The 25,929-nt window shown below is 32.5% G+C and carries 16 protein-coding genes; 10 read left to right on the top strand and 6 right to left on the bottom strand.

What is annotated here, in order from left to right:
• Positions 1 to 3 precede the first annotated feature (3 nt).
• Genes tssH through FPB0191_RS08685 form a run of 5 tightly spaced genes read left to right on the top strand, consistent with a single transcriptional unit; the run spans position 4 to position 9,618 of the window.
• Positions 4 to 2,697 carry a type VI secretion system ATPase TssH gene (gene tssH, locus FPB0191_RS08665; RefSeq protein WP_039105368.1) on the top strand — a complete coding sequence of 898 codons (2,694 nt, stop codon included), beginning with the start codon at positions 4 to 6 and terminating at the stop codon, positions 2,695 to 2,697.
• A 2-nt stretch (positions 2,698 to 2,699) separates the two neighbouring features.
• Positions 2,700 to 3,383 (top strand): type VI secretion system-associated protein VasI, encoded by a 684-nt coding sequence (gene vasI, locus FPB0191_RS08670; protein ID WP_052236899.1) that lies wholly within the window; start codon positions 2,700 to 2,702, stop codon positions 3,381 to 3,383.
• 6 nt (positions 3,384 to 3,389) lie between these two features.
• Positions 3,390 to 4,769: a type VI secretion system protein TssA gene (tssA, locus tag FPB0191_RS08675; protein WP_039105370.1), complete on the top strand. Its 1,380-nt coding sequence runs from the start codon at positions 3,390 to 3,392 to the stop codon at positions 4,767 to 4,769.
• 3 nt (positions 4,770 to 4,772) lie between these two features.
• Positions 4,773 to 8,249: a type VI secretion system membrane subunit TssM gene (gene tssM, locus FPB0191_RS08680; protein WP_039105372.1), complete on the top strand. Its 3,477-nt coding sequence runs from the start codon at positions 4,773 to 4,775 to the stop codon at positions 8,247 to 8,249.
• A 46-nt stretch (positions 8,250 to 8,295) separates the two neighbouring features.
• Positions 8,296 to 9,618: a VasL domain-containing protein gene (locus tag FPB0191_RS08685; protein ID WP_162485173.1), complete on the top strand. Its 1,323-nt coding sequence runs from the start codon at positions 8,296 to 8,298 to the stop codon at positions 9,616 to 9,618.
• A gap of 43 nt (positions 9,619 to 9,661) precedes the next feature.
• On the opposite strand, the gene FPB0191_RS08690 is transcribed toward FPB0191_RS08685, so the two are convergent.
• Positions 9,662 to 10,435: a lipoprotein YafT gene (locus tag FPB0191_RS08690; protein WP_039105375.1), complete on the bottom strand. Its 774-nt coding sequence runs from the start codon at positions 10,433 to 10,435 to the stop codon at positions 9,662 to 9,664.
• A 311-nt stretch (positions 10,436 to 10,746) separates the two neighbouring features.
• Between FPB0191_RS08690 and tssF the strand changes: the two genes are divergently transcribed.
• From tssF to FPB0191_RS08715, 4 genes are all read left to right on the top strand, one after another.
• Positions 10,747 to 12,498, top strand: a complete 1,752-nt coding sequence (gene tssF / locus FPB0191_RS08695; RefSeq protein ID WP_039105377.1) for a type VI secretion system baseplate subunit TssF — start codon at positions 10,747 to 10,749, stop codon at positions 12,496 to 12,498.
• 931 nt (positions 12,499 to 13,429) lie between these two features.
• The gene (locus FPB0191_RS08705; protein WP_039105382.1) at positions 13,430 to 14,320 is read left to right on the top strand and encodes a hypothetical protein; all 891 of its coding nucleotides are present in this window, start codon (positions 13,430 to 13,432) and stop codon (positions 14,318 to 14,320) included.
• A gap of 34 nt (positions 14,321 to 14,354) precedes the next feature.
• Positions 14,355 to 16,280 carry a hypothetical protein gene (locus FPB0191_RS08710; protein WP_146202388.1) on the top strand — a complete coding sequence of 642 codons (1,926 nt, stop codon included), beginning with the start codon at positions 14,355 to 14,357 and terminating at the stop codon, positions 16,278 to 16,280.
• Positions 16,281 to 16,903: 623 nt separating this feature from the next.
• Entirely contained in the window at positions 16,904 to 18,061 is a 1,158-nt protein-coding gene (locus FPB0191_RS08715) for a hypothetical protein (RefSeq protein WP_039105386.1), read from the top strand.
• Between the two features lie 55 nt (positions 18,062 to 18,116).
• Here the strand turns inward: FPB0191_RS08715 and FPB0191_RS08720 are convergent, their stop codons facing one another.
• The 4 genes from FPB0191_RS08720 to FPB0191_RS08735 all read right to left on the bottom strand — a co-directional run bounded on the left by FPB0191_RS08720 (position 18,117) and on the right by FPB0191_RS08735 (position 21,443).
• Positions 18,117 to 19,049, bottom strand: coding sequence for a TPM domain-containing protein (locus FPB0191_RS08720; protein ID WP_082018295.1), 933 nt, complete (start codon positions 19,047 to 19,049; stop codon positions 18,117 to 18,119).
• A complete protein-coding gene (locus FPB0191_RS08725) occupies positions 19,049 to 19,645 on the bottom strand; it encodes a LemA family protein (protein WP_052236900.1) in 597 nt (198 codons plus the stop codon). The genes FPB0191_RS08720 and FPB0191_RS08725 overlap by 1 nt, the downstream gene beginning before the upstream one ends.
• A gap of 150 nt (positions 19,646 to 19,795) precedes the next feature.
• Positions 19,796 to 21,151: a PFL family protein gene (locus FPB0191_RS08730; protein ID WP_039105388.1), complete on the bottom strand. Its 1,356-nt coding sequence runs from the start codon at positions 21,149 to 21,151 to the stop codon at positions 19,796 to 19,798.
• Between the two features lie 22 nt (positions 21,152 to 21,173).
• Entirely contained in the window at positions 21,174 to 21,443 is a 270-nt protein-coding gene (locus FPB0191_RS08735) for an ACT domain-containing protein (RefSeq protein WP_039105390.1), read from the bottom strand.
• A 142-nt stretch (positions 21,444 to 21,585) separates the two neighbouring features.
• Between FPB0191_RS08735 and FPB0191_RS08740 the strand changes: the two genes are divergently transcribed.
• Positions 21,586 to 22,800 carry a pyridoxal phosphate-dependent aminotransferase gene (locus FPB0191_RS08740; RefSeq protein ID WP_039105392.1) on the top strand — a complete coding sequence of 405 codons (1,215 nt, stop codon included), beginning with the start codon at positions 21,586 to 21,588 and terminating at the stop codon, positions 22,798 to 22,800.
• A gap of 112 nt (positions 22,801 to 22,912) precedes the next feature.
• Here FPB0191_RS08740 and ptrA read toward each other — a convergent pair whose 3' ends face one another.
• A complete protein-coding gene (ptrA, locus tag FPB0191_RS08745; protein ID WP_052236901.1) occupies positions 22,913 to 25,789 on the bottom strand; it encodes a pitrilysin in 2,877 nt (958 codons plus the stop codon).
• Between the last annotated feature and the right edge of the window lie 140 nt (positions 25,790 to 25,929).

Below are 25,929 nucleotides of genomic sequence, written 5' to 3' on the forward strand. Positions count from 1 at the left end.
ACTATGATTCATATCGATTTACCGCAACTGATTAAACATCTTAACCCAATAAGTCGTCATATTTTTGAAAATGCTGCTGCTGTTTGTGTCAATTCACAATCAATGGAAATTACAGTGGCTCATTTCCTTTTACAAAGTATTGCAACACCCTTATCAGATGTTAGACAAATTTTATCGAAAGCCAACATTGATCCTGAAAATCTTAAAAACTGTTTAGAAGAAGTACCTTTTGATATTTCTGTAACTTCTTCACCAACACCAAGTTTCTCGCCACTACTCGTCGAATTACTTCAGGATGCTTTTTTACTTAATAGTGCTGAATTTAAAGATACTAATCTACGAACAGGCACCCTTTTGTTAGCTATCTTGCATAGTCCATTACGTTATTTACCCAAATCTGCGGTACAACTACTTTCCCAAATCAATAAAGATCAACTTAAATCGCAATTTTCTATATGGACTAGTGGCTCTGCTGAAAATAGTACACCAACCACACCAACATCAACTAATACTAATCAAGTTGAACAAACTTTATTAGAACGCTATGCCGTTGATATGACAAAGCAAGCTATCGAAGGGAAATTAGATCCAGTGTTAGGAAGAACGCACGAAATAGATCTCATGATTGATATTCTTTGTCGACGTCGAAAAAATAATCCAATTATCGTTGGTGAAGCTGGGGTTGGTAAAAGTGCGCTTATTGAAGGGTTGGCATTAAGAATTGCTGAAAAAAATGTACCTAAACAGCTTATAGGTACCCACATCATGAACCTTGATTTAGGTGCATTACAAGCTGGTGCATCAATAAAAGGTGAATTTGAAAAACGCTTCAAGGGCATTATGTCAGAAGTTATTCATTCCCCTGAACCAATTATTTTATTTATTGATGAAGCTCATACAATTATTGGATCGGGTAATCCTAGTGGTGGTTTAGACATATCTAATTTATTAAAGCCAGCCTTAGCTCGTGGTGAATTAAAAACCATTGCTGCCACAACTTGGAGTGAATATAAAAAATACTTCGAAAAAGATGCGGCACTATCACGTCGTTTTCAATTAGTAAAAGTTAAAGAACCTACCGTTGAAGAAGCCATTATCATCATGCGTGGTCTTCGTAAAATTTATGAAAAATCACATGGTGTATTAATTGATGATGAGGCTTTGATTGCTTCAGCTCAATTAAGTGCTCGTTATCTTTCTGGTCGCCAATTACCTGATAAAGCAATTGATGTATTAGATACAGCCTGTGCACGTGTTTCTATCAATTTAACTTCACCTCCACGTCAAGTATCACAACTTCAAAACCTGTTATACCAATATCAGGAAGAAATTGCTTTATTGGAAAGAGAAAATAGAGTTGGTTTGGGCAACCATGATCAGCGTCTAGTAGAATTAAAGCAACAAATGGAGACAACACAGGAAAATTTAGCCCAAATTCATACTCAATGGCATCAGCAACAAACGATTGTTAATCGTCTAATTGAGTTACGTGCATCACTATTATCGCCGGTCGAGATAGCTAGCGATTCTGAATCACAAGTTAAAAAAATATCTACCAATGAAACAAATTCTGATGAACAAACAAATGAGATAATTGATGACATTAAAAGTGAAGAATCAGTCCTTGATGAGCTTAACCAACTTAGTAATGAATTAATTACTCTACAAAAAGACGGAGTATTAGTTTCACCACATGTAAGCAAGCAGCAAGTTTCCGCTGTAATAGCTGAATGGACTGGTGTGCCACTCAATCGCATTTCTCAAAATGAAGTATCAGTAATCACTAACTTACCTGATTATTTAGGTAAAGAAATTAAAGGTCAAGACTTAGCCATTGCATCATTGCATCGCCATCTATTAACGGCTAGAGCTGATTTACGACGTTCAGGAAGACCATTAGGAGCTTTTCTACTGGTTGGACCAAGTGGTGTTGGTAAAACTGAATCAGTGATTCAAATTGCTGAATTATTATTCGGTGGTCGGCAGTACCTTACTACAATCAATATGTCAGAATATCAGGAAAAACATACCGTTTCTCGTTTAATCGGTTCACCGCCGGGTTATGTTGGCTATGGTGAAGGTGGTATATTAACGGAAAGTATTCGACAAAAACCTTACTCGGTTGTGTTATTAGATGAAGCAGAAAAAGCACATCCTGACGTATTAAATCTATTTTATCAAGCTTTCGATAAGGGTGAATTAGCTGATGGTGAAGGTCGTATCATTGATTGTAAAAACATTGTTTTCTTCCTCACTTCCAATTTAGGTTATCAAACAATTGTCGACTATGCTGACCGTCCTGAAGAAATAAACGATCAACTTTATCAAGAGTTAGCTGCTTTTTTCAAACCCGCATTATTAGCGAGAATGGAAGTGGTACCTTATCTGCCATTATCAAGTGATGTACTGCTAAATATCGTACATGGCAAATTGAAAAAATTAGAAAAGAATCTTTATGATAAATTTCAATCGGAAGTGGTTTTTGATGATGAAGTTTGTGAACAAATTATCCTCAATGCAACGCGTTCAGAAAATGGTGCTAGAATGTTGGAATCTATTATAGATGGACATCTTCTTCCCCCTGCATCATTACAAATACTTAATAAGTTAGCCGCTGGCGAGCCAATTAATTACATTAGGTTTAGTGTCATTGATAACCAATTTACTACATACATTGGTGAACGCGAGGATTCCTAAATATGACAATCTCTTTTGATAATATAAATACTCGCTCTTATACTGCTATCATATTAATGTTATTAATCTTATTTTCATGTTCGCTAAAGGCAGAAGATGATATTACGCAACAATTACTTCAATGCCGTGAAGAAACCTCTGCGTTAATTCGATTAGATTGCTACGATAATACACTAAAGTCTAAATATGGTGATCTGGAGAAACAAAAAAAACCTATTTTCAGCAGTGAGATAGCTGCTCGAATTTTAGCTCAAGAAAAAGAACGCAATAATGAGGATATTGATCATTTCATTAAGAGTGAAGCACAAGGCGCCATATCAAAAGAGATTATTCTTACTATACCAGCTCTAGGAGTAAAGCCACCACGACCGGTATTAGCTTTTAGTTGCTTAGATCATATAACACGTATGCAAATCGTACTTTTTCAACCACAGCCTAACTCATCTCGTCAATTCACACTTAAAACAAATACTAATATAAATCTTAATGTTAGTTGGTTTATTCGAGATGATGGTTATTTACTTGAAAGCAGTCGTGGATTACCTGTTATTTCACAAATTCAACGATTATTTAACGCTGAAACAATCTACATTGAATCCGATAATCCATATATAAACGGACTTTCTTTTAATATTCATAATTTGGCTCAGGAGATCACCCCTTTGCGCCAAGCATGCAGATGGTAATAACACATGGAAATGATTACTCAACATCCGTGGCGTGAAGCTATCAATCAACGTCTTTCACCTGAATACGAGAAAAACCCAATAGCTGCTGATAATAGTGATTGGGAATATATTGAAGGTGAAGCAGCAAAAATCGGTACTAACGGCCACGATACAGTCAATATTGAACAGCTTCAAAATACAATTTTGCAACTTCTCTCAACAGAAACCAAAGATTTTCGGTTATTGGCTCATTTGTTAAATACTTTACAACGCCACGGTAAACCTGAAAATAATCTTCTTGCTATAGTATTACTTACTGAATATTTATCACTATATTGGCAGGTTGCCGCCCCTCAAAAATTAAAAAAACGTATTCTTCAGCTAATTATACAACGCTTTAATTTAGCTAAAAATGACTTTAATAATAATGCTACTGAAGAAGAACGCGAAGCATCAACCACTTATTTTATTCAATTAAAACAACAATTAGAGGAATATTATCCCGAACTTTGTGATGATATTGATATGTTAATTGTAAGCTTCGCTAAAAAACCAGCGAACGCAAGTACATTAGTGAATAAAAATGAAGCAGCGTCCTCGACACCAAAACCGGTTGTTCCAGAAACCAAATCAGAAACAGAATCTCCTTCAATTATAATTGATTCATCTTCTTCGCAAAATTGGCGCAAAACTTTATTAAAGATTGTGGAGTACGAAAATAAAAAAGCATTTGATCAACCGATTGTTTTCCAGTTACGTCGGCATATTGTATGGCTAGATTTAACCATACCCCCAGCAACCGATTGTGTCACCAACGTACCTGCACTTCCAATTGAGAAGACTAATGAATATCGCCGAGAATTAAACCGACCGACTTTAGAACTTTGGCAAAAAATCGAAACGACCATTACTTATTCTCCATACTGGTTTGATGGTCATTATATGTCGGCTTATATTGCAAGAAAATTGGGTTATGTGTTGCTCGCTGAATTAATAAAAAATGAGTTAAATTATTTTCTTGACCGTTTTCCTGAATGTAGGGATTACAAATATAGTAATAATACGCCTTTTGCTGATGAAGAAACCTTAAAATGGTTAAAAAAGGAAATGCCAACTGTTTCCTTAACTGCTGATAACAATAAAGCACTGAATGTGCTTAATGATGAAGGCTTACCGTCAGCATTTCAGTATTTGGAAAAAAATACCTCTAATGAAAAACGTTCACTTTTCTATTCACAATTGCAAGCAGTAGCGTTATTGAATTTAACTGGTTGCCATAAATTAGCATCTCAACAGTTGAATATGTTATACGACGGAGCAAAGGATCTTAGCGTACAAGAATGGGAACCTTCATTCTTTGAACATTGTAAAGAGATACAAGAAAAAATAACTAATAAGGAGTGATTCATGAAGTTATTATCAATTCCTAAACCCAAATTACCTAATATTAGCACAAAAAAAACGCTAGTGTATTCAATTGTTGTGTTATGGGCTATGGCATTGCTATGGTTATGGACGCTAGGAACGGATTTTGAAATTCTGCAAATTAAACCATTCGATTCAATATATAAACGATGGTTAATTACTTTAATTTCCACAGTTTGCCTAATGATATGGTTTACTGTCTTTTTAATCCGTAAGCTCAGAAGATTGAACTCTTTGCAATTACAAATGAAAAAAGAGCAAAAGGATCCTCTCCAAATAGAAATTAATACACAATCTCGCTATTTATCGCGTTGGTTGCTACGGTTACAAAAACAATTAGTTGTAAAAAATTTTCGTTATAAATTACCTTGGTATTTAGTAATTGGTAATGTTAACAGTGGTAAAACTACTTTCTTAAAAGAAGGTTGTAAACTTAATGAACTCTATACCCCAGAAATACCACAACTTGTACATTGCTGGCTAAATGAAAGTGCAGTTATTATTGAAAGTAAAGGTCAATTATTTGAACAAGATAATAATAGTACATTACCTACATTGTATGAGCGACTTTGGAAAGGAATGTTAGAATGGTTAGTTAATGAAAGAAATCGGCAACCCCTAAATGGGATGATATTAACCATTGATATTTATCAACTCAGTACTTTTACCAAAACAGAAAGAGATAATTATATTACTAAGTTAAAAGCCCGGTTAGATGATATAAAAAAAATACTCGATACTCAATTGCCTGTTTATATTGTGCTAACTAAGTTAGATCTATTATATGGTTTTGAAGCTATGTATCAGTCCCTCGACAAGAATCAACGTGAAGAAGTTTTGGGAATTACTTTCACTTATAATGAAGAAAACTGGTTAAATGAGCTTGATAACTTCTGGCAAAAATGGATCTCCCATTTGAATGGGGCTATGCCGGCAATGATGGTTAATAATGTTGATATAAGTCAACGTAGCCAATTATTTACCTTTATACGTCAAGTTTATGGCATAAAAGACTATGTAACCCATATTATTGATAATTGTTTTCTTTCACTAAAAGAAGGATCTTTTGCTTTAAGAGGGGTCTATCTTACTTCATCGCAACAAAAAGGACAGATGGAAGACCTATTTGTCAAATCAGCTTCCTCTCAATACAATTTACCAGAACAAATATATCCAAGTTGGCAGTCTCCCATTTCCCATACATATTTTACTCATAACTTATTAAATTCTTTATTATTTAAAGAAACAAATTTGGCTGGAGAAAATAAAAATTATCATAATCAATCTCGTTATCAACTTTATCGTTGGGGAATATCGTCAGCTGTGGCTACATGTCTTTTAGTTATCGGTTGGCAATATTATTACTTACAAAATTACAATTCTGGTGATGCTGTATTAGTTAAAGCGCAGGAGTATATGCGTATTCAATTACCTGATCAAAAAGACTATTGGGGAGATCTTCAATTACCTTTACTAAATCCGATTAGCGAAGCCACACTAGCATATGGCGATTATCATAGACGTAATCAATATTTATCTGATTTAGGATTATATCAAGGATATAAAATTGGACCTTATGTTGAAAATACTTATCTTAATTTACTACAACAACGTTATATGCCGGCCATTATGAATGGTTTACAACGTGACTTAAATAAAGCGCCCGAAGGAAGTGAGCAAAAATTAGCTATTTTACGCATAATGCGTATGATTGAAGATGAAAGTGGTCGGGATATAAAAATGGTCACCCAATATATGTTATCCCGTTGGAGTGTTAGATTTAATGGTCAAAGTGAACTACAAAGTCAATTACATAAACATTTAACCTATGCGTTAGAGCATATAAAATGGAAAACTTCACGTAATAATAATGATCAGATTGCTATAAACAGTTATCTTCCATTCCAACAAAGTATCAAAGATGCACAAGTTGACTTGCGTAGGATACCCGTTTATCAAAGGGTATACCAAAATCTTCGAGCACAGTCCAAAACGGCTTTGCCTGTTGATTTAAATATTAGAAATCAAATTGGATCTGGCTTTAATGCTGTTTTTTATCCGGAAAATGAAAAGTTATTATATATACCCCAGATTTTAACACGTTCAGGATTAACCAATTATTTTATTCATCAAGATAATCGTTTGATTGAGTTAACTTCTTTGGATAGTTGGGTGTTAGAAATTACACCTAATGTTAAATATAGTGAAGAAGATAGGAAAGAAATACAACACCATATTACTACATTATACTTGAATGATTATATTTCAACTTGGCATGCCGCTTATCATAATATTCATATTAAAAAGTTTGCAAATATCCCTGAAGCAATTTACGCACTTGAACAAATTACTAATGGAGAACAAATTTTCAGACGGGCGATCGAATTACTAAAAGATAATACCTCACCAAAAATTTTAACTGAAACTAAAAATTCTCCGGAAGTCATCAATAACCGTGATTACCAGTTACTTAATTATCTAAATCATGAATTTCGCCAAGAAACAAGTGTTGTTACAGAAGATAATGATCAAGTCAGTGAATTGCAGAATGTCATAAGCAAACTTTCCGAAATGCATCGTTACTTGCTAGCCATCCAAAACTCACCATCACCGGGTAAAGCAGCATTACAGGCCGTACAATTGCGTGTGAATAATAATGGAAGTGATCCTATTTTTGAAGCACAACAATTAGCAAAATCCTTACCTATGCCACTCGGACGTTGGGTTGAAGAATTAGCACAAGAGACTTGGAATACGATTATGGTCGAAGCGATTAAATCACTTGAAATAGAGTGGAATGAAAAAGTCGTTAGTCCATTTAAGCAATTTTTTGCTAATCGTTATCCATTTAATCCAACCTCTAAATTGGATGTACCACTAAGTGAATTTGAACGTTTCTTTGGCTATAACGGTACAATTGATAATTTTTATCAACAAAATCTAAAAGCATTTATTGAAAATAATTTAGGCATTGATAAATCAGGAAAACCATTAATTCGCCAAGACATTATAAACCAAATAAAACTAGCGGAAAAAATACGCCATACTTATTTCACACAACAAGGATTAGGTATGCAATTTTCATTACAACCTCTAGAAATGTCTGGAAATCGTCGACGAGGAATATTGAATCTAGATGGTCAACTTGTCGAATATAGACATGCAGGCAACAATGCCGTTCGTCTAATTTGGCCAAATTCAATGCGTGATAACATTGAAAGTAGGCTTAGCCTAACTGGAGGTGATCGTGCGACGAAATCAATTGTTTACAATGGACCTTGGGGACTCATTCGCTTAATCAATGCCGGCAAATTAACTAATGTTAAAAACAATACTTTTGATGTTCGTTATGATATTGATAATAGTTATATTATTTATCGTATTCATATTGATGAATCCGATAATCCTTTTGCCGGAGGACTATTTAGTAAATTCTCTTTACCATCAACACTCTATTAATTACAAACACCCAGGATAACTCCTGGGTATACCTAGGACAATGGATATGCTAAAACTATTAAAGGTAGGTGACGATCCAAGGAAATACTTAGAATTTACCGAAATACGTAATGAAATTAATAAACTAAGTCACCCCGCAGCAGAACAAGTTGATTTTTCTAATATAGAGTCACTAGCGAAAACGCTTTTTACCAAAAATGGGGTTGATTTACAAACAGCCACCTATCTAACATTTGCTAAAACGCGTCTTAATGGTCTTGAAGGCTTTATGGAGGGGTGTGAAATTATTGCCAAATTAATAACTAATCATTGGCAACAACTATGGCCGACAGATGAAACGGTCCGTATTAATATTTTAGACTGGCTAAATATTCGAGTAGATCAAGAAGTCCGTGATTTTCCTTATACCGTCAATCATATTGCATTACTAATCCAACTGGAACAACCTCTAAAAAAAATAGTAGATAAATTAAAAAACGAACAATTAAAAAAAACACCTAAGATATTTGAATTATTAGAATATCTAAAAAATACAAGAATGACCCTTGAAAAAAGGTTAATGGAAAAACAAAAAGTAGTTAAAAAAGAACCATCAGTATCACTTCCCAAAAAAGAAGAAACAAAAATCTATACATCCCCAATTTCAATACAACCCGTTGCAACGAATTCACCACAAATTCACTATGTGACTAAAATCATCCCAGCGCCACAACAAAAAACATCTCGTTTTAAAGGATGGCATGGTTTAATAATTGGGAGCTTAATGACTGGTATATTGCTATTAGGGATTAATAGTTATTGGCAACATGCTGCTAGACCTGAAAAAGTTGAATTAGCTTTGTTTACCCCATTATCTAAACCGAGTGTATCATTGCTATCAAAATCATATGAATTGCAAATTCAATTTAAACAAATTAATCCAGAAATTTTTCAACAACAACTTCAACAACTTTATACTTTATCACCGCTAGCTACGCGTTATTATGGTGATAATTTAGTTTATATCACTCAAAATCTATGGCCTAAAAATAAAATATCGCAAGATATGGCACAAGATTGGCAGAAATGGTTGGATATTCAGCGTCAAGATCGTTTTATGCGAGACGGATATTACAAAGCCAAACGACAGTTACAAAAACTTGAGGATACGCTAACAAAAGCAGAAGAGCAGAATCAAACTCTCACAATTTCACAGGTTAGATCTGCTATCTATGACATAAAAACTCAATTAGATCGAGAAGTCCCTCTTGAAGAATTATTAAGACAATTATCAGTAACTAAAAACGCGTCACCAATACTCATTAAAAATATTGATGACCGCTTTAATACATTACTCAGTCATTATCATGAACTTCGAAAAGAGAAATAACACAATAACTGAATTATTAAATGTGATTATTGTAAGGCTAAATTTATTCAAATTGAGCTAAAAGGTTTTCTACTGACAATAGATATGCATCATTTTTAACTTTGGTTAATTGGGCTATATCCTCGCTTGTACTATTAATAGAACGCCTTTTATAGGGTTCTTCTTTGTTAATTGATGAGTACATTGCCCACATACCGGTATTAACATCAACTATGGCAAAACGGACTAAATAACGCAGATATTCTGTTGACGATGGAATACTACCCCCGTTATAACCCTCCCATACCCGTGTTTTACTTTCCCGATCTAATCGACCTAATTCCATTTTTCCCCAATAAACAATAATCTTATCTTGTTTAGCTCTTGCGGAAGCCAATCGTAATTTTCTAATAAAGCTATTATTTGATGTAACCGTAGATTGATCATTTTTCTTGAATACTTTAGGTGTATTTTTAGCCTGTGATATACCCGAATAAACTGATACTCGATAATGTTTCATCATGATTTCTTGCATCGTCGTGTCAGGTACGGTTGCGCCTGATTGAACTAATACGATTTTTGATTTAGGCGCTAGTTTAAAAACCTGTGATTTAGCAATTTCTACAGCTGTTCGGATATCTTCTTCACTAATCTCCTGATTTAAATCAATATCTAGAACTTCATATTCGGTTAATTGCATATTTTGCGAATTACCAAGATTTTCAACTCTGGGATAAAAAGGCCGTTTTGTTGGAGAGGAACAACCAGTGAGAATAAGACTGAACAGAAACAAAGATAGTAGGGTAAATAATGGCTGCCAATAATTATGTTGCCGCATGTTGAATTCCTTTTAAAAAAGAGGTTAAACAGGCCAATTAAATTATAAAAATTAACTATGTCCTCGTTATATCTAATTATTCATCAAATGATGAAATTATAATAAAATCAAATATTCAATTTAGAAGTAAATAGCTAAGTAAAAAATCATATATAAATTATTTATGCAAATTTGTTTATTTAATTAGATAACCAAAACATAGTAATATAAAATACATTATAAAGTAAATTAGATAATAAATATCCATTTATAATCAGAGATAACTAATATTTTATTAACCATATAATATTAATAATAAAAATGAGGGAATTATGGATCTTAAAGATTATTTTCGTGATGAATTAGCTTATATAAAAGAACTCGCTCAAGAAAGTTCAAACAACAGCAATATTTTCCATGATTTTCTAACATCTTTTGATAATGAAAATGATATAGAATATTTATTTGAGCATTTTGCTTTTTTAATGGCCAAATTACATCAAAACATTGATGATGCATTTCCTGAAATCACTCAAAATTTATTATCAAGAGTCTGGCCAACGCCAATAAGACCCATTCCCTCGACGTCTATTTTGCAATTCATGCCTAAATCTGCTGATATACACCACTTATCTAAAGGATCGGAGGTTAAAAGCCAGGCGGTTGAAAGTGAAAACTGTATTTATCATACGGTCAGAGATAAAACAATTATTCCTTTAGAAGTGAAAAGTTGCAATCTAGTCAACACACCAAATGGCTGCAAAATAAGTTTGAAAATAAAATGGAAAGGATCATTAACAGAAACCAAAACTTGGAAAACATTACCTATTGACTTTTTCCTAAGCACAAATACACATATTGCTGGTTTTTTACAACTTTGGTTTCAACAATATTTAACTAGCGTAACAGTTATACAAAAAGATAAAACCTTTACACTAAGTCGAGATGTTGTTTCTAATTTTGTACCAGCACCAGAAAAATTGATATTACCTTTAGAACAGCCATTATTCTGGCGCTTACAATTGCTACAAGAGTACTTTTATCTACCTCATGTTAATGACTTCCTTACCATTAATCTTCATAATGAATTATTCGAAATAGAACTTGATGAAGATAATACATTTACCATAGTATTCCAATTTAACGAACCATTAATTACGGTATTGCAGCTAGATAATACAAATTCTTTTTTAACTAACTGTGTACCAATTATTAATCTATTTAAAAAAACAACTCCACTATTAAATTTTGAACCGGGAAAAAGTAGTTATACTTTAAAATTAGCCAATAACAATAATATATATCAAATAAATGAAGTCTATTCCCCTTTAGAACCAGCAAAACAAGTGCAACGCGGTGAAAAAGAAAAATATATTGCCATAACAGAATTTGCGACTAACAGTTTCAGTCAAATACGTAATATTTATTATCAAAGCATGTTCAAAAATAGTGTTACAGGAAAAGTTAAAAGCGAAATTACTTTTATAAATAGCCAAGGAGAATCTTTTGACGATTTTTGTCATGAGAACTTTATATGTAATGTAACGGCAACTAATGGTGATAAAGTTAATATGTTAAACATTAATGATATTTACTTACCCACACAAACAATTAGTAGTAGCTTAGCTTTCAAAAATATCACGAAACCGACCACAGAAATCCCGCCAATAGTAGACAGCTATCAACACTGGTCCATTATTTCTCATTTATCTTTAAGTACAGTATTTTTAAAGAACATTGATGCTATTAAACAACTAATATCCGATTTAAATTATCATGGCTATTTGAACGCACCATTAAAACTAAAACAAGATAAAGCACTTGATGGTATTGTAGACGTTAAAACAAGACCGATTGATTGGATTTTCAATTGTGATATGCAACGCGGTATTGAGATGATCATTACACTTGATCCGAAATGTTTCGAAAATGAAGGTGAAATGTATCGATTTAGTTTGATGCTAACTAATGTATTTCCTTTTTGCGTCACAAGTAACAATTTCCTGATGGTTAAAATCATTAATTTGGATACACAACGTGTTTGGGAATTAGCACCAATACATGGTAGCAGAGAACAAATATAGAGTATAAAATTACAGTTAACTATTCTTTCATAACTAACCGCTTTTAAATAAATTAACTGTTTTTTGGATTTTATTAAATTTTACTCAATATTTTCTTAAAAAATATGCTATTTTTTAGATAGTTATTAAACAATATTTATTACATTTTATTTGTTAAATGACATTATTTATCACACTTTTAGTTGAATCTTGAAAATCATTGAATTGTCTAAAAAAATAGCTTATTTTATGCTAACCGCTTATCTTTATTAAAGAATAACCAAAATAATAAGGAATACTTGGCAATTATGATAGAAGAGGTTTTGATTGCAATTAACAGATTGAAAAGTGAATTTTTTTGTAACCTATTAACGATAATCGTATTAGTTAATTACTATAGTGTTTTAGGTTCTAATACTTATAAAAATAATAAATGTTTAACCAATGAAAAATTTAAGTTAATTTTAACATCAATAATCTTTAAAACTGCTCGACTTCTATTTTGTTTTCAACGACCTATGTGGTATTCCGGTTTAAAAGATAGAATAGATATAATATTTAGCAACTTTTACCAATACATTGAACAACCAGTTTCACTGATAAGCATTCAATATATTAATACGCTTAAAAATAAAGTAATTGAAATTAAGAATGATCTTTTAAGAATTTATAAGCAATATAGTTTTAATCGTGTGTTAAACCTCATTTTAGATTTTGCTAGAAAAAGATACGATTTTTATTTAACTTATTCCTCAGACCACTATCAACGCTTCACTAACTTTAGTCGATTTAATTTAGTATAAGGTATAAATAAACTGTTTATTAATCAAAGTAATAGGTCTTAAATAATAATTCAATTATCGCAAAAAGTGAAAAAGACAAGTTTAAATGGTGACATAAATCTACAAAATAATAAAAGAAAATTCAAATATGAAAAAATAAAGGCGGTTTTATGTATTTTAATGAAGTAACATCAATAACTTGTAGCCCTTGGGACAGAGATGCTAGTATGGATACCAAAATTATCTTTGGCGCAAGAAGATTAGAAAATATATTAATACGCAGAATACCCAAAGATGGTTTAAATACGGGTCACTATTGGATAGAAATTATCCATGAAGATGAAGAAGAAATGGATGAATTTTTTGTCCAAGCCCAACAACAAGGTTTAAAAGAAAAAGATTTCATAAAACTTGGAAAAAAAGCAAAGAAAATAAATGGCTTTCGTGAAAGTTATGGCTGGTATCCCATATCGGATGATTTTTGGCGGAATTTTAGTATTCTAGGTGCTATCACAATTAATTCAAGAGCGATTTCTAATCAAGGATGTTTTAATGGTGATCACGAGGATAGACGCGAAAAAGATGAAGATCTTAAATTAGATCATACATTAGTAAGAATCGCGGGTAGGAGTGAAAGTAATAATGAGTTATCTAAACTAGCATTCGATTGTGGTCAATACCGACGATTTATAGAACCGACGCCAATTAAAATCACCTCAAATCCTTATTTATTACCAAATGATACGCGAACTGAAGAACAAGTAATAGATGAAATTAGAGACTATGTTAAACGATTCAAAGAAACTGAAAATGAAGAATGGAGTTGGAATGGCGATGGCTTTGATGAAACGAATTGTCATACATTATTGTTTCTAATATTAGCACACTGTAATTTAGCTGATCCCGAATGTATCGGTTTAGATCTGGATAAACATTTTAGAGATTATAAAAAATCCTTAGACGATGAAGATGATTCTGATCTAGATGAAAAATTCAAGCAACGAAAGGAATTAATGAACAGACTATTTAAAATATCCGATTTAGCGAATTTTAAAATATAACAGTTTAATTATATTTGAAATGATTAAGGATTATATGAAGACTTTTCAGAAAATTTGTTTTTCATTTTTTATAGCATTTATACCAATAAATAATTTACCTGTTATAGCGGAGATAACAATGGATGAACTATCTGTAATTATTACGAAATTAAAAGATCAAGCAATAGAACCTCATAAAACCTATTACCAACTTAATTTTAGTGGTTTTATTGATATAAAAAACAGTTTTCCTGAAAAGTTATTTTCATCAATTAGTAATTCATTAGAAACTGAACCAAGTATGTACTCTACTGCTACACAAGATATTTCCCAAGTGAAATTGAACGATAATTATCAGTATAGTGATATAGTTAAAAGAAGAAGAAATATAATCGAAATATTATACCCATCAGAGACTTTTCAAACACTGGAAGATGGTGTCCATTTCTATATTTTTGATCAAGATAATCAATTACAAAAAAAAGATAATTTTGGAGATTTATTCGAATTACCGGCCTATTTACGTGTCGAAAAGAAAAATGGAAAAGTAGTAAGCATTCAAAAACGACCTTTAATATCAATCAGCCATTATACCTATGAATACTGGCCAAATAGAAATATCAAACATTCAACAACTGAAATATACGATAACTATAATAATGTTATATATTTTAATGAAATATCTTATGATGAGCAGGGAAAAAGGATAAAAGGCAAGCAAAAAAATCTATTAACCCAACAAACCATGCATTATACAAATATCCGTAAAAATGGCATTGAAAAAATTGAAGAGTATTTTGATAATAACGGCATCAAAACTAACCATGTCATTTACTACGATAATCCTATGCCTTCCCCGCGCATTGAAAATCAGTTATTAAATGATAATGGTGACATAATAAAAACAATAACTAATAAACCCGAAGAGATATTTGATTCTAGCAAATATTTAGATGAGACTTATCCTTATAACTCACTAATTATGGATATCGAAAAAACCGATTACGTTCTAATCAATAAACTATTTAAACATACTTTCGACAATAACACGGCTAAATGGGATAACGAAGCAATAATGCGAGCTAACTATTTAGGAATTAAAGCAAATCAAATTTATTACCACAAACTCCCCTATCCAAAATTTTTAAATGACCGTTATAAAAATTTCCCTCATCAAAAACCATTAACTTTAATTGAGGCAGAAAATCAACAACCGAAAAATGAATACAGTGATCTTATTAAAGTCGAAATTGGTGATAATTTACAATACAGGGAAGTTATACATGAAGTGTGGCAACAACGCCCTATTAATTTAACTTTAGATCAATTTAAATCATTAGAGAACGGTATTCACTTTTTTGAAATAGCTGAAGATCAACAATTAAAACAGTTAGATAGTGCTGAACAAGCGATTGAGCGTCCAAGTTATATTCGGGTTGAAAGAGTGATGGGAAAAATTATATCCGTAATCCAAAAAACACGAATTATTAAAATGTTAAATGAATATGAGTATGAGAGTAATAATATAACAAGAAGTCAACATACGGTACTCGAGAGCCCTGTTTATCAAAATATGATAATAGAAACTACATATGAAAGTGGGAACTGCATTCCAAATCAGCAAGAACTTAAAAATGCTAATGGCATCGTTATCAGGATGTTTGAACGCGTTAATAAAGAAAATATCTCCGCAACTTTGGATAAATTTAATGATGAGGGTATCAAAACACAACATATTGAATTAATTAAGTCAGAGATAAAACATCGCCATTATATTAAAACTCAATTTTTTGATGGATTAGGCAATATCTTACTTACCATTGATGAGTCAAAGAAAAACGAAAATAATAAAAACAAGTTAAAATGGTTAGATAACGATGAACCACAACCCTATGATAATCTACCTTTTATTCCTGATACTTTTGAAACAGTTCTTTTGGATACGCTTATAAGGCAACAACGGTTAGATAATAATAATTAAATAAAGAAAGCAACAAGTCGTGAAAATAAAAGAAGTTAAACTATTATTTGTATATAGTGGGTTAACTTCATATTTTTAATCTAAGTGCCCAGTAATAAATTTAAAAATGAAACAGCAAAAAAACTCTGATCACTTAAATATAAATTACCATATTCTACTATACAAATAAAATGTCATTATTTTAATATTAACTGTTGCCTAAAGGATACTTTATTAAGTGTTAAAATTAAATAATTCACTGGTCACTTTATTTATTACCTAAAAGATATGGTAGAGTATATGTCTGCTCAATTTATAGATTAAAGTAAAGCCAAAGCAAAACTAAAAAAATAAACTGTTTTTACACGAATAAAATCTATTGCAATGGTGTACTTGCAATAAGTATTGCATAACCCAATTAATAGAAGTTTTTAACGTTAATTAGTAATATCTGAAAAATTAGCAACAATATGAAGTTGTATTGGTTATGGATTTATCATAATTATTGAAAAATACACCATCAATACAATTTGAATTAATTTAGGTCGCAATGTATTAAGTAAAAACTTATTATAAATCAATCATATTAATGATGAAATATATCTGATCGTATATTAAGCAATAATGATTATAAAGGAAATAATATGTGGGAAAAAAAAACCATTCGTGAATTACCTCCACCGAGAACAATAAAAATCTGGCACTGGTTATGTATTATGTTATTTGTATTTGTCTGTAGCTTATTAAGCATAATATTTATTTTCCCTCTTCAAGTTAATAATAATACTCTATTTATTGTAATTCTTTTCTGTATTACCTCTGTGATAACAGGAATACTCTTTAGTGTTCGGGTTTTTACCTATTATTTAACATTAGAAAAAGTTAAAACTTGGGATGAACAAATAAAGTTTTATGATAAACAATGGCAACAGTGGTCAATGCAATCCTTAGCTGTTTTAAATAGTGTGATAATTACTCCATTAAATTCATCTATTGATGATTTCCTAACTAATCAAAGTGAAATGAAATGTGCTGCTAATAAAGCATTTTCTTTTGATAATAATGATCAAAACTTTTATCTTGAATCTTATGAATGGATCTTTGCTAATTTAGCGGATAGCTTAGAGCTAATTGACCCTAAATGTGTACTAACAGTCATATTATTTAGTTTTCCTGGTGAAAAAACTGAAAAAGAAAACCTAATACGCAAAGCATATAAATTGATTAACGGTAATCTGACAATTGAGTTTTTTCATGAATCGACTTTAAGTAAAGAGCCATTTAATTTTGATACGCTTATTGATGATGAAAATCCTGGTCTTTATTTAATTATTACCGATAACACTGAAACAACGGAAAGTTCTCAATTTATCACAGCCTTATTGCTCGCAAATGAATCATTGTATGAAAATCGAACTCATTTAAATCCACAAAGTTATATTTTAAGATCGATGTTAACAACAGAAAATGAGTACCCTGCTGCAGTAGCACAAATGCATGAAATACAACCTGAGTTTAGTGTGATTAAACAGATTTGGTACAGTCAGATCGATCAAAAAATAGTTACAAAGATACAGATTTTACTTTCGGACTATGGTATCAAACTTAATGAATCTGATTCGCCAAATTCACATTTGTTAGATACTTATTTAGGATACCCAAATAAAACTATAGGTTATTGGTTAGTTCTTGCATTTACAGCACAAGCAGCTAGTAGAACACAACAAACACAGCTCATGGCAACAAGCGTTGTGGACAAACTCTTATTAACAATTGTGACATCTAGTTTAAATAATAATTAAATAAAAGAATAAATTTGGTTTAAGGCAATGGTACGTTCGCCTTAAACCATCTTCATTACCAACTTCCTGATGCACCGCCACCACCGCTGCGACCGCCACCACCACCACCGAAGCCTCCACCAAAACCACCGCCGAATCCTCCGCCAGAATTTCCACCACCAAAGGGACCACCGCCACCACCAGAGCCTCTAATACTAAAGATGCCATAGATGATAGTGCTGACGACAAAAACTAAGAATAAAATTGGCATCGCAATTGAAAATGGAAAGCCTAAAAATAATGAAAAGCCTCCAGTTGATAAACCATTCAATGCACCGATCAGCGGTCCTCGTAATTTACTGGCCTTTTTTAGATAATTTAACGGTATTATATTGCCAATCAGGACACAAATAACAAACGAGAAAGCAGCATAATTGAAAAGTTGCCGACCTGAATCTCCACTTAGTACATCCTGTATTTGTAAATCCTTAGGCGAATTTTGGCGATCGTTATTAGTTACATCCTGCGTCAATTGACGAATCATCTCCGTTAGTCCATTATCAATCCCTTGATAATAATTATCCTGCTTAAATTCTGGCGTAATGTTGCGATTAATAATCAATTTTGCCTTTAGATCTGGTAAATCTCCTTCTAAACCATAACCGACCTCAATACGTATTCGGTGATCATTTTTCGCTATGAGCAATAATATGCCATTATCGTTGCCTTTTTTGCCAATTTTCCATTTCTCAAATACGCGAACGGCATAATTTTCAATCGGTTCATCAGACAGTGTCGGTATCATGAGAACAGCAATCTGGGCACCATCTTTTTTAACATTCTCGTATTGTATGATTTTCTGCTCTAGAGCCTTTAACTGTGTTTCCGTCAATGTATGAGTTGTATCAACAATACGCTGACTAAATGTTGGTATGGCAGTATCACCATAAGCCAAATAGCTTAAAAACAGTAAAGCAAACAACAAAATGTGGCTTAAACGATTCATCATTAATCAAAATTGATAGTTGGTGCAGTCGAAATTTGTTTTTGGTTTTCGACACTGAATTGTGCTTTCGGTTTCAAATCAGAGAACATTGCAATAAATTTGCCCGGAAAACGCCTAATATAGCTATTATAAGTTTGAATCATATCAATATATCGATTTCTTGCTACAGTGATTCGATTTTCAGTACCCTCTAATTGTGCCATTAAATCTTGGTAAAGTGAGCTAGCTTTAAGATCAGGATAATTCTCACTCACAGCAATTAAACGGCTTAATGCTGAACTTAACTGTTGTTGCGCTTCTTGGAATCGAGCGACAGCTTGGGGATCAGATAATTGATCGGCATTAATCTGAACTGAAGAGACCTTCGAACGTGCCTGTGTCACTTGAACTAACACGTCTTTCTCGTGATTAGTATATCCTTTAACAGTATTAACTAAATTAGGCACTAAATCAGCACGACGTTGGTATTGATTAAGCACTTCTGACCAAGCCGCCGAGACTTTTTCATCATTAGACTGTACATTATTATAGCTGCTAAAAAAATATATTCCACCTATAACAATTAACACAATAATTACTAGAAATAACTTAGATTTCATGATTTACCCTTCCCCAATTTTATGGCTAATTTAAGTGGTTCGAAATGCTATATTATATAAAGTATAATATAATTTATTGATTAATAAAGATAATTTTAAATTCACCACTAATTATTTATGAATTAGTGATGAATTCATTAAACTTTAAGATTAGTTCTTAAAGGAATGTATAGGAGCTGGAATACGTCCGCCACGGTGGATAAAATCGACAGAACTAAAAGGATTAACAGGCATAATAGGTGCATGTCCGAGTAAACCTCCAAATTCAATGTTATCACCCACTTGCATACCCATCGCTGGAATAATCCGAACCGCAGTAGTTTTGTGATTAATGACACCAATGGCTGCTTCATCAGCAATTATGGCAGCAATTGTCTCTGCCGGTGTATCACCAGGAATAGCAATCATATCTAAACCAACGGAACAAACACAAGTCATTGCTTCAAGTTTTTCCAAGTTCAAAGAACCTTTATTGACAGCATCTATCATTCCGGCATCTTCAGATACTGGGATAAAAGCCCCACTTAAACCGCCCACGTGCCCACAAGCCATTACTCCGCCTTTTTTCACAGCATCATTTAGCATCGCTAGTGCAGCGGTAGTACCATGCGTACCAACCACTTCTAACCCCATCTCTTCCAAAATATGAGCAACTGAATCACCAATTGCCGGGGTCGGAGCTAACGAAAGATCAACAATACCAAACTGGACACCTAAACGTTCGGAAGCCTCTTTACCAACTAGTTGACCCATTCGTGTAATTTTAAAAGCAGTTTTCTTAATAGTTTCTGCAACGACATCAAATGATTGCCCTTTAACTTTTTCAAGTGCTCGTTTAACCACACCAGGACCACTTACTCCGACATTAATTACACAATCTGCTTCACCAACCCCATGAAAAGCACCTGCCATAAATGGATTATCTTCAACAGCATTAGCAAAAACTACTAGCTTAGCACATGCCATACTATTATTATCGGCAGTTAATTTAGCTGCTTGTTTAATTACTTCACCCATCCGTTTGACCGCATCCATATTAATACCTGTTTGGGTCGAGCCAACATTAACGGAAGCGCAGACCCTTTCGGTTTGTGCCAATGCCTGTGGAATAGAGTCTATTAAAATTTGATCACCTTTGTGAAATCCCTTTTGTACTAAAGCTGAAAAGCCACCAATAAAATTCACGCCCACAGCTTTTGCTGCTGCATCTAAGGTTTTAGCAAATTCAACATAATCTTTATCATCACTAGCACCAGCAATTAATGAAATAGGTGTTACAGAGATGCGCTTGTTAATAATTGGAATACCAAATTCTGAAGAAATTGCCTCCCCTACACTGACTAAATTCCCGGCTAAACGCGTTATTTTGTCATAAATTTTTTGACGAGCCTTTGCACCATCACTATCAATACAATCTAGTAATGAAATACCCATAGTGATTGTTCTTATATCTAACTTTTCTTCTTCGATCATTTTGATCGTTTCTAGAATTTGTCTGGTTTCCATGATTGATTACCTTGTAATTTATTTATAGTCGGTGCATTGCATCAAAAATCTCTTCACGCTGTAGATTAACTTTTACTTTCAATCTATCACCTGTCTCCGTCAGTATTTGTTTTATTTCATCAAAAGGACGATCAACTTTACTCAGATCTAATAACATAATCATGGTAAAAAAATCACCCATGATAGTTTGAGAAACATCAAGAATATTAATATTTAATTCATAAAGCTGCTGACTAACACCAGCAATAATACCTGTTTGGTCTTTTCCTATAACAGTTAAGATGGTTTTCATATGATGCTCCGTATAATTATTAGGCAATTTAAATATTTTTATCAATTGGTTATAATAACATCTTCAAAAATTAACTAAATAGTAGTAGATTGGCTATTAATAAAAATTATAACGATAAACCCTCACATAAAGGTCAATAATTATGGTGACATTTGATAAATCAAATAAATTAGATCATGTTTGTTATGATATTCGCGGTCCAATTTTGGAATATTCCAAAAAGATGGAAGAAGAAGGGCAAAAAATTCTAAAACTCAACATTGGTAATCCTGCGGTATTTGGTTTTGATGCACCAGATGAATTACTCGTTGATGTTATTCGTAACCTTCCTACTTCACAAGGTTATTCTGATTCGAAAGGCTTATATTCGGCACGTAAAGCGATTATGCAAAAATATCAAGCTGTTGGTATTTATAGTATCGATGTCGAAGATATTTATATTGGTAATGGTGTGTCGGAATTGATTGTCCAATCTATGCAAGCATTATTAAATACCGGTGATGAAATCCTAATACCAATGCCCGATTATCCACTTTGGACAGCCGCCGTGAGTTTGTCGGGTGGTAAAGCGGTTCATTATGTATGTGATGAAGAACAAGACTGGCAACCTGATTTAGCTGATATTAAGCAAAAAATCACTCCTAAAACGAAAGGGATTGTGATTATAAATCCGAATAATCCAACAGGTTCTGTCTATAGTAAAGAAGTTTTGTTAGAGATTGCTGAAGTTGCTCGTCAAAATAACTTGATTATCTTTGCTGATGAAATTTATGACAAAATACTCTACGATGATGCTGTACATCATTCAATTGCTGCACTAGCTCCTGATTTATTTATAGTCACAATGAGCGGATTGTCTAAAACATATCGTGCAGCAGGATTCAGACAAGGCTGGATGGCATTAAGCGGACCGAAAAAACATGTAAAAGGGTATATTGAAGGATTAAATATGTTGTCTTCAATGCGTCTATGTGCCAATGTACCATTACAACATGCAATTCAAGCTGCTTTAGGTGGTTACCAGAGTATTAATGAATTCATTGTTCCCGGTGGACGTTTATATGATCAATGTAAATTAGCGTGGGAACTGCTTAATGAAATTCCTGGAGTGAGTTGTCGTCGTCCGAAAGGAGCATTGTATCTGTTTCCTAAATTAGATGTGAAAAAGTTCAATCTACATAATGATCAAAAATTAGTACTAGACTTTCTTATCCAAGAAAAAGTGTTACTGGTACAAGGTACAGGATTTAACTGGCATAAACCTGATCACGTTCGAATTGTCGCCTTACCTCATACCGGGGCATTAGAAGATGCTATTCAACGTTTTGCCCGCTTCTTATCTAATTATCGTCAATAAATAAAGTTGAATATGATTTATTTAATATAAAAAATAACCGCCAATTTGGCGGTTATTTTTTAGTTAGGTTAGCATAATTAATTTAGGGTAAATATTATTGCATATATCAAGATCACAGGCTTGATAAAACCCTTTGTAATTCTGCTGCATTCTGATATGGAGTCAGGCCTTTAACGTGATTAAGTTCTTTATCAGGTTGATTACCTATTACTTCTGATGCAATAGTTAATCCGTTTTGTTGAATGACTGATTGTTTAAAAAACTCAATAACATCATTTTTAGTCAATAGTTTAAATTGCTCAATTGATTTTCGTTTAGTATCAAATTTAAATAGTGAATCATAGTAATCTACATAATAGTCACCAAATTCTTCATAAAATGTCTGTGCAGGCATCATCCATTGATTCAATATAGATTGCTTATAATTATCAAATTCAGCATCCGATAATGCATTTAGCCTTTCCAATATTACTGGATAGAAGGCTTGATAACGTTCATTCAAATAAGCAGGATCATGTTCATTACTTTGAATTAAGAAGCCAATACCACTACTGTTACTAATATCAAATGAAAAAACAGATACGATATACCCCAGCTGTTCATTACTACGTAATTGATCATAAAACCAAGGATAAATGATTTGAGATAATAACATACTAATATTTCCGCTAGCTATTTTATCATAGCCCTTTGGTACAAAGCCCATAAATAATGCATTGTCTGAACTCACTGCATTTTGAGTTATGATAGCATTAATTTGATGATTAATATCCCATGTTGAATCCGGATAATATTCTATATCAGAATTTAAGTGGTTTTTAACGGTCTTATATAATTCTAGTGCTTGTTGATCAGATAAATTACCAAAAGTAAGCATGTAAGGCACTGAATTGGTTAAGAGTTGTTGGCGAAAATTTTGTAAATCTTCAACTGTCACCGTTGAAATGGCTTGGCGTTTATCTTTACGATTAAAATAAGTTTTTCCTGTTATTGCATAAATTGGCTGCATTGCTAAGCTATTACTATTAGCATGATCAGCTTCATCTAATCTTTCTAAATACCAAGATTTAGCTAATGCTAAATCTTCTTCTTTGATATCAAAAGTCCGATAAGTTGCTAGCGTGGCTTCAATTAAAGCTAAAATATGTTGATTAAAACCATTGGCAGTTATTTCAATACCTGAGTCGTTAAATGTTCCAATAAATATACCTGCAACATCAGCTTGAAAATTTAGGGTGGCTAATTGACGTTTGACTAAATAATTTAGTGTAATGAACATCACCTGATTTTTAACATTATCATCAACAAAATTATTCCGTAGAGATAAAATAACAGCAGCTTTAGGATCTTCTGCAAAATACTTACTAGCAAAATGGAAATAATTACCTTTTGGATTAAAAGGCTGATTAATCAATTGTTCTTCTTTAGTAGGTTTTTGATCGATTTCAAAACGATCTGGAATATAAGGGTTAAATAAAGGAAGCGAAAATTGAAGTTGATCTGCTTCTTTCATGATTTGATTAATTTGAGAAGTCGATATATTTTCTATTTGATAAGGTACGTCAAGGAATTTAGCTCGTTTATCTGTTTTCTGATTTGGTGCAATAAACCAAATTCGTGCATTTTTTAACGTAAGTGATTCCAGTCTTTGTTCGATCGCTTGTTTGTTAAAATGATTGGCAACATAATCCGCATCTAAAATATGTTGGGTCGGATATAACAACATCTGATCAGATAAATATTCAACATATGACATATCTTGGGTTATATCTGAATATTTGAATTCAAGTGCTAAAACCTTTTGCAATTCATCATAATATCTTTTATCAATACCTTCTTTTTTTAACAGCTTTAAATAACTAAAAATAGAGGCCAACACTCGATCCCTTTCATCAAGTCCATTATCTGTTAAGTTAACATAAATGCTAAAAACACCACTTGTTCCATATCGAATAGGATCATTATAAGCATTGATCGATTCAATTAAACCTTGTTTTTGCAATTTATCAAATAAGGTATTAGGGCTACGATTTCTAATCATATAGCCGATATACTCATCACTTTTATCCGCAAACTTATCCAGATTATTTTCAATAGGAAATTGAATATATAATACTTTTTTAGGTTGGGCGGGTTCCATATAAATTATTTTACCCACATTTTCCTTTGTAATTGCTGATTGATTTATTTTTTGGATTTTATTTTTGTTTACCTGAATTCTGCCAAATGTTTTTTCAGCCAGTTGAGCTAAATCGTTTAAAGATTGATTACTATATAATACCCCGCTCATTATATCAGGCAGGTAATATTTATGATGAAAATCGACTAACTCTTTATGTAATTGACTATTGGGTTTATCGCTTAAGGTTTCTAAATTACCTCCGGAAAACATTGAAGCCGGATGATTTTGATTAATTGTCTCAGCATCAGTCTGAAATATACGAAAACCATCATTAGATCGTGACAGTGTGAATTCAGAATTAACGGCATTACGTTCTTTATCGGCATATTTTGGATCAAATAATGGTTCAGATATCGCATCAGCTAAGCGATCTAATGCCCCTTCAAAAGCGCTATTTTCTACGTCAAAATAAAAAGATGTACGATTTAATGTAGTACTTGCATTATAACTACCTGCATGAGCACTCAAATATTCTGAAAAATCTGAGGGATTGGGATATTTTTTAGATCCCATTAATACCATATGTTCGGTATAGTGAGCCAGTCCTTGCTGTAATTTAGGATCGTATAATGAACCAATCGGTAATGCTAATGCACCTAATGATTTCACTGCTTTTTCGTCTGAGATTAATAGCACATTTATTCCATTGATCAGTCTTATAACTTCATATCGACGATCATCTCGCTCGCTTTTATTAATTTCAACATTCGAGACGCTATAAGATTGCTCAGTTGCGAAAACAAGCAGAGGTATGGAAGAAAGTAAACTAGCAAAGCACAGAAACAAACATCGACATAGTTTTTTCATTTACACTATCCTAAATAATTTTAAAAAATATATGGGGTTAATTGTATTTATCGAATTACCATAAGCTATCATACCACTATGATTTTCGGTTATACTAATAAAACAGTAATAAAAATCTTTAAGTCGCTTTCGTGTTTAAA

Origin of the sequence: Frischella perrara (assembly GCF_000807275.1) — a bacterium.
GTDB lineage: Bacteria > Pseudomonadota > Gammaproteobacteria > Enterobacterales > Orbaceae > Frischella > Frischella perrara.